At 40.0% G+C, this 7,722-nt stretch carries 6 protein-coding genes; all 6 read left to right on the plus strand.

The window, feature by feature from the left end; translation table 11 throughout:
• Positions 1–117: 117 nt before the first annotated feature.
• Positions 118–981, plus strand: a complete 864-nt coding sequence (locus ACRCJ0_RS01395; protein WP_431387993.1) for a DegV family protein — start codon at positions 118–120, stop codon at positions 979–981.
• A gap of 132 nt (positions 982–1,113) precedes the next feature.
• Positions 1,114–2,487 (plus strand): DEAD/DEAH box helicase, encoded by a 1,374-nt coding sequence (locus ACRCJ0_RS01400; protein WP_431389276.1) that lies wholly within the window; start codon positions 1,114–1,116, stop codon positions 2,485–2,487.
• Positions 2,480–3,247, plus strand: coding sequence for a ComF family protein (locus tag ACRCJ0_RS01405; RefSeq protein WP_431389277.1), 768 nt, complete (start codon positions 2,480–2,482; stop codon positions 3,245–3,247). The genes ACRCJ0_RS01400 and ACRCJ0_RS01405 overlap by 8 nt, the downstream gene beginning before the upstream one ends.
• Before the next feature lie 121 nt (positions 3,248–3,368).
• Positions 3,369–3,953, plus strand: a complete 585-nt coding sequence (gene hpf, locus ACRCJ0_RS01410) for a ribosome hibernation-promoting factor, HPF/YfiA family (protein WP_417894219.1) — start codon at positions 3,369–3,371, stop codon at positions 3,951–3,953.
• 276 nt (positions 3,954–4,229) lie between these two features.
• A complete protein-coding gene (gene secA, locus ACRCJ0_RS01415) occupies positions 4,230–6,611 on the plus strand; it encodes a preprotein translocase subunit SecA (protein WP_431389278.1) in 2,382 nt (793 codons plus the stop codon).
• Between the two features lie 92 nt (positions 6,612–6,703).
• Positions 6,704–7,722, plus strand: a protein-coding gene (gene prfB, locus ACRCJ0_RS01420) for a peptide chain release factor 2 (protein WP_431389279.1) whose coding sequence is annotated in 2 segments (ribosomal slippage) — positions 6,704–6,775 and positions 6,777–7,722 — 1,018 coding nt annotated over the 2 segments. Because the reading frame shifts where the segments join, the coding sequence is not laid out codon by codon here. This gene is flagged as partial in the annotation.

Here is a 7,722-nt window from a genome sequence, read left to right on the forward strand (position 1 = left end):
CAGATAAACTTGTCGAATTTTATGCAGATGTTTGATAAAATGACAATTATGTTGTTGCCGGTTGATTATTTTTCAAGTGGCAATCCGTAAAGTACAGGGATTAGAGGAGAAAAATATATGTCACTTGCCATTGTAACGGATAGTACTGCCTATCTTTCAGACGAATTTACAAATCGTCACGATATCACAGTGCTACCATTAACAATTACATTTTCAGACGGATCTTACCGTGACAATATCGACATCACGATTGATGAATTTTATGCCAAGATGGCAACCTTAGATGAGATCCCAACAAGTTCGCAACCAGCGCCAGGACTTGTCACAGAAGCGTTTGAACGCCTTGCTGAGACACATGATGAAATTTTGGTTGTGACTTTATCAAAAGGTATCTCTGGTACCTTCCAAACCTTTAATATGATTGCAAACGAAGTTGCTGAAGAAAAAAATGTCCGGATTGCGGTTTATAATTCAGATATTTCCTTGATTGGTCAAGGGTTATTCGTTCAAGAAGCCGTTAAATTGCGCGAACAAGGTCTAAGTTTAGAAGAAATCTTACCAAAATTAGATGCCTTAAAATTAACTGCAGATGCTTATTTTTCAGTAGAAAATTTGGGACATTTAGCTAAAGGTGGCCGTATCTCTGCTAGTGCAGCTGGAATTGGTAACCTATTACAAGTAAAACCAATCTTGCATTTTGAACAGGGGAAAATCGAAGTTTTTGAAAAAGTTCGTACCCATAAAAAGACAGTGAAGCGTATGCTTGATTTATTCGAACAAGCTTATCAAGCAGATCCACGATTAAGGGTCGCTATTGTAGGGGAAGATGACACCCCGCAAGTTCAAAGTTTGGTGGCTTATATGACTGAAAACCACCCAGATTTAGATATGCAACGAACGCCAGTAGGTCCGGTTATTGGGACACATCTTGGTCCAGCTGCCTATGCTTTAGTTTGGTGGCAAAACACTGATATTGACTAGGGTAAGACGAAGTTTTTATATTTATTGAAATTGCACTTATTTTTTATATTTAATTAAGATCAGGAGATTTCCTGATCTTTTTTGGCGTAATCCCTAAAATTTGACGTATAAACTGGATGAGGGGGGATAAGCATGGAAGAAGTGATCAATTTATTAAGCGGTCGACTCGTTACAGCCAAGGAAATTGACCAGACTGATGAATCCATAGCCTCGCTGAAAATCCCCGGACTACAGATTTTCCCTGCCATAGAAAAAAGCGGTTCGCGTTTAACTTGTCTTCGTTGCGGTAACCATACAAACTTTCATCAAAATATCTGTCAATGTGACTTAGTAGAATGCCTTTATTGTTTGCAGTGTCTTAACTTTGGTAAATTACGGACCTGCGACAAGCTCTATCACATAGAAGCAACAGCTAAAGCACATTCCTGGAAAAGAAACCAATCTTATCTTGCGTGGACTGGGACCTTATCTGAACAACAGGCCCAAGCTTCTGAAGAGATTTGTCAAAGCTACCAAACTGGTGGCCAACGTTTAGTTTGGGCAGTTACTGGTGCGGGTAAAACCGAAATGGTCTTTGAAGCAGTTAACCAAGCGCTAATGGCTGGTGGCAAAGTTGCCTTAGCAACACCTCGGATTGATGTTGCCAATGAATTAGTACCGAGATTTAAAGCAGCTTTTCCTGAAATTACTATTCAATTACTCCATGGCCAGTCTGAAGAATCATATAGTGGCGCGGCTTTTACAATCGGGTCTACCCACCAGTTAATTCGTTTCAAAGCAGCTTTTGACTTGTTGATTATTGATGAAATTGATGCTTTTCCTTATGATGGTGACCCAATGTTATATTTTGCTTCTAATCGTGCTGTAAAAGGGAATGGCGCGCAGATTTTACTGACAGCAACACCCAATCCCAGCCATGAAAAACAAATCAAAGAGGGGAAGATGCCCGTGTCTATTCTCCCGGCACGTTACCATCGACACCGGCTACCAGTTCCGGTCCACCAATGGGTAGGCGACTGGCATAGTATTATTCAGGCAGGTAAAGTACCATATGTTTTTAAACGACTATTAGGGCGGTTACTGGCCAAAGGACGACGAGTTTTGATCTTCATGCCAAACATTGATTTAATGCTAACTTTTGTAAAATCTTGCCGGCAAGTATTTGCTGATTACCGGTTTGAATCCGTGTCGTCAAAAGACCCAGACCGGATAATCAAGGTACAAAATATGCGAGATGGTCGTTATGATTTTTTGTTTTCAACGACTATCTTGGAGCGTGGCGTTACCTTTGCCAATATTGATGTCATCGTATTAGGTAGTGAGGACCAGACCTTTACTACAGCAGCTCTGGTCCAGATTTCAGGCCGAGTGGGCCGAAAACCTAAATGGCCTTCTGGCGCTGTCTACTTTCTCCATTACGGGAAAACGAAAGCATCAAATGCTGCAATTTGGCAAATTAAAACCATGAATGAACAAGCGAGAAAACGAGGTTTAATTGATGACTAGTTTATTTAAAGCTTTTACGAATGGTGAAAGGACAACTACTGGTACAGGGACAACTTGCTTAATCTGTCAAAATAACTTAGATAGTCACTTAAACTTATCGGATATCTTGTCTTTAGGACCGATTCAACCAGCTCTTTTTTGCCAAGAGTGTTTAAGCGGATTAGAAACTATTCATCTTAAAAATACCTGTAAGCAATGTGGACGGTCAGTTAAGGACGAAATGGTAGTTGAAGTGAATGCAGATGGTTTTTGTGGTGATTGTCAAAGTTGGCATAGTTATCATAATTGGCATTTTAAGAATCAAGCATTTTACCAATATAATAGAATATTTAAAGATTGGTTAATCGTTTTAAAAGGGCAGGGAGATATACGGGGACGTTTTCTTTTTGCTAATGAATTAAAGTCAGCTTACCGAAAAGATCAGAATGCGATTTGGGTACCTATGCCGTCCTCCAGTGAGAAAGTAGCTAATCGAGGTTTCAATCAAACCGCCTTATTATTAGAAGCTGCAGGTATTCCCTATAAAGATTTACTGATAAGTGAGGGGAGTCGGGGGAAGCAGGCCTATAAAAACCGCCATGACCGTTTGCAAGATACAAGTAAAATTAAGGTGAAAAAGGCCCTAGAAAATATAAATCAAAACCGTCCGATTATTCTATTCGATGATGTCTATACTACGGGTACCACCATGTTTTCAGCCTATAAGGCACTTGAATTAGCGGGCTTTAGTCAAGTTAGCGGACTGACCCTTGCAAGATAATGTATTTTTTCAGTGTGGATTATTTGTATCGGTAAGCGTTTTCTATTATAATTAAGGTACTAATAAAGAAGCTATAGGAGCTTCACCAGTGATTTATTACTGGTAGAAAGGATGAAAGATTATGTTTACATACAACGTCCGCGGTGAGAATATTGAAATCACACCAGCAATCAGAGAGTACGCTGAAAAGAAAATCTCTAAGATTGAACGGTATTTCACTGATTCACCAGATGCTACTGCATATGTAAATGCGAAAGTTTATCCGAATAAGGATGCTAAGGCAGAGGTTACAATTCCTTTAACAGGTGGTTTGACTTTACGTGCTGAAGAAACATCTCAGGACTTGTACGGTTCTATTGACCTTGTGGTTGATAAGTTAGAACGTCAAGTACGTAAATACAAAACAAAAATGAATCGTAAACCTCGTGTAAGTGCTGGTTTACCAGGCGCTGTGGAGACACAAGTGCAAGCTGACCGCGTTGAGCAAGAGGCTGAAGAAGGGCATGACCCAATTAAGATTGTGCGTCGTAAAACCTTATCTGTGAAGCCGATGACTGCAGAAGAAGCAGTATTACAAATGGAAATGCTAGGTCACAACTTCTTCATCTTTGAAGATGCTGAAACTGGTAAAGATGCCTTGGTATATGCTCGTCGTAAAGGTTCATATGGTTTAATTGCCATCGAAGATGAATTAGAAGACGCATAACCAAGAAAACATTCTGATAAAGTGACAAGCTCCGGTGATTGCCGGAGCTTTTTTTAATGGGTTTAGTCATTTTTCCAGGAAAAAGATTGTAAAAATCTCATAATTTCTGCTTAGGCTAGCCGTTTCCTGTTTTAATGACAAAATTTTAATGCTATCATGTATAGGACGATAAATATATTGGGGATAGTGGGTACCAAGGCTTACAGCATATTATCTAGTAGGATTATGTGCCCTAGCCCAAGATTTATATAATTTTCTGAACCAAAGGAGAAAATAATGGCAAATGTTTTAAAAAAGGTTTTTGATAACCAAAGAAAAGATTTGAAAAAATTTGATAAAACTGCAAAACAAGTTGAAGCATTAGAGGATCGTTTTGCAAATTACACAGATGACCAATTAAAAGATATGACTAAGTCATTCCAAGAGCGTCTACAATTAGGCGAGGACTTGGAAGATATTTTAGTGGAAGCTTTTGCAACAGTAAGAGAAGGTGCACGCCGTGTCCTTGGATTATTCCCATACCACATACAAATTATGGGTGGTTTGGCTTTACACTACGGAAACATTGCAGAGATGAAAACTGGTGAAGGTAAAACTTTAACAGCAACGATGCCAGTATACCTAAACGCTTTAACTGGTAAAGGGGTACATGTAGTGACAGTCAATGACTACTTGGCTAGCCGTGACTCTGCGCAAATGGGTGAGTTGTACACTTTCTTAGGCCTAACAGTAGGATTGAATAAAGCAGGCATGAACAACGACGAAAAACGTGCAGCGTATGCAGCAGATATTACTTATTCAACAAATAATGAGCTTGGATTTGACTACTTGCGTGACAATATGGTCGTGTACAAACGCCAGATGGTGCAGCGTCCTTTATACTTTGCGGTTGTCGATGAAGTAGATTCAATCTTAATCGATGAGGCACGTACGCCACTTATCATTTCAAACCAGGCTGAGCAATCAACTGCCTTGTACCAACGGGCAGATTATTTTGCCAAGAGCTTAAAAGAAGACGAAGATTATGTGATTGATGTGTCGTCTAAAACAATTGCCCTTACTGAAACAGGTATTGAAAAAGCCGAAGATGTCTTCCATGTAAAAAACTTATATGACATCGAAAATGGTCGTTTAATCCACCATATTGATACAGCTTTGCGTGCTAACTACATCATGATTTTAAATATTGACTACGTTGTAGTTGACGGGGAAATTAAAATTGTTGATGGGTTTACAGGGCGTATCATGGAAGGGCGTCGTTTCTCTGATGGGTTGCATCAAGGGATTGAAGCCAAAGAGAACGTTGAAATTCAAAATGAATCCAAAACAATGGCGACAATTACTTTCCAAAATTACTTTAGAATGTATGAAAAATTATCCGGTATGACAGGTACAGCCAAAACTGAAGAAGAAGAATTCCGTGAAATTTATAATATGAACGTCATTCAAATTCCAACCAATAAACCAGTTATTCGTGAAGATAAATCAGATATCTTATATCCTAATTTAAAATCTAAATTTAACGCGGTTGTAAAGGATATCGTTGCCCGTCACCAAGCTGGACAACCAGTTTTAGTAGGTACTGTAGCGGTTGAAACTTCTGAAATGTTATCAGATGCCTTAACGCAATTAGGTATTCGCCATAATGTGTTGAACGCTAAAAACCATGAACGTGAAGCGCAAATCGTTGCTGATGCAGGTCAAAAGGGCGCCGTGACGATTGCGACGAACATGGCGGGGCGTGGTACAGATATTAAATTGAGCCCCGAAGTAAAAGAACTTGGTGGTTTAGCCGTTATCGGTACTGAACGCCACGAGTCTCGTCGTATCGACAACCAGTTACGTGGGCGTGCTGGACGTCAAGGAGACCCAGGTTACTCACGTTTCTACTTATCACTTGAAGATGACGTGATGCGTCGTTTCGGTTCAGAGCGTATCCAACAATTATGGGAAAGTTTAAACGTAGACCAAGATGATCCAGAGATGGTGATTGAGTCTCGTATGATTACTAAACAAGTTGAAGGCGCGCAAATTCGTGTTGAAGGGAATAACTACGATACCCGTAAAAACGTCCTGGAATACGATGAAGTGATGCGTCAACAACGTGATGTTATCTACGCACAACGTTTCGAAGTGATTTCAGCTGAAGAGTCATTGGATGACGTAATGTGGCCAATGATTGAGCGGACCATTAAACGCCAAGTGGAATTATACACTGCTGGTGACCGTTCTGAATGGAACTTAGAAGCGCTGGCTGATTTTGCCGAAACAACCTTATACCGCAATACGCAAGTAGATATTGACAACTTAGAGGGTAAAAACCAAAAAGAAATTATTGCCTTTATTACAGATAAAGCAGCTGACCGTTTCAACCAAAAAATTGATTCAATCAATAACAAAGACATGGCCCTAGAATTTGAAAAAGTGGTTATCCTGCGCGCAGTTGACTCTCGCTGGACTGACCATATTGACGCTATGGACCAATTACGTCAAGGGGTTGGACTACGTGCTTACGCGCAAAATAATCCATTGGTAGAATACCAATCTGAAGGATTCGACCGTTTCAACGAAATGATTGCGGGTATTGAATATGATGCAACACGCATGTTCATGCAATCAGAAATCCGTCAAAACCTAGAACGTAAACAAGCTAAATAAGAGCATATTTTGAACATCGGGACGAACAAGGCATTGACCGAGTAACATCATCATGCATGTTGGTCCCGTATTTTTATTAGGAGCGATATAAGATGGAACAATATGAAATTAATCACCTATTAGAACAGAACGAAAGCCAAATTGATAGCTTCAGGGGGTCTCTTTGACTTAGAAAAAATGGAGGCAGATTTAGCTGAGTATGAAGCTGATATGGTTCAACCAGATTTCTGGGATGATTCAGAAAAAGCCCAAGCAGTAATTGATGCGAATAACGCCTTGAAAAAGGTCTATGATGAATTCAATAATCTAGCGGATGAATATGAAGAATTGTCACTTTTAAACGAAATGGTTAAGGAAGAACCAGATCCCGATTTATCTAAGGAATTGGTTAGTCGGATTCAAGCTTTTCAGGCTAAAATTAGTGCCTATGAGCGCAATATTTTACTAAGTGGGGAATATGACCACAATGACGCCTTGCTAGAAATTCATCCAGGTGCTGGTGGTACTGAGTCCCAAGACTGGGCTTCTATGCTCCTTCGCATGTACCAACGGTGGGCAGACCAACATGATTATCAAGTGACCACACTAGATTTTCAAAATGGTGATGAAGCAGGGATTAAGTCTGTGACACTAGAAATCAAAGGGGTGAATGCTTATGGCTTTTTAAAATCGGAAGATGGCATCCACCGCTTGGTGCGTATCTCACCATTTGACTCTAATAAGCGTCGGCATACATCCTTTGCTTCAGTAGAGATCATGCCAGTGTTAGACCAAAATACAGAAATTGAAATCGATGAATCTGATATTGAAATGGACGTGTTCCGCGCATCAGGTGCTGGGGGACAACATATCAATAAAACATCTTCAGCAGTTCGGTTAACCCACGTGCCAACAGGTATTGTAGTGGCTTCACAAGGACAACGGTCTCAATTCCAAAATAGGGATACGGCTATGAAGATGTTGCAGGCCAAGTTGGCGCATTTATTAGCTGAAAAAAATGCCAAAGAATTGGATGAAATTCGTGGTGAAAAATCAGAAATTGCCTGGGGTTCTCAAATTCGTTCTTACGTATTCCATCCATATAATATGGTAAAAGATCACCGTACTGACT

The organism is Aerococcus sp. L_32, from assembly GCF_050689315.1.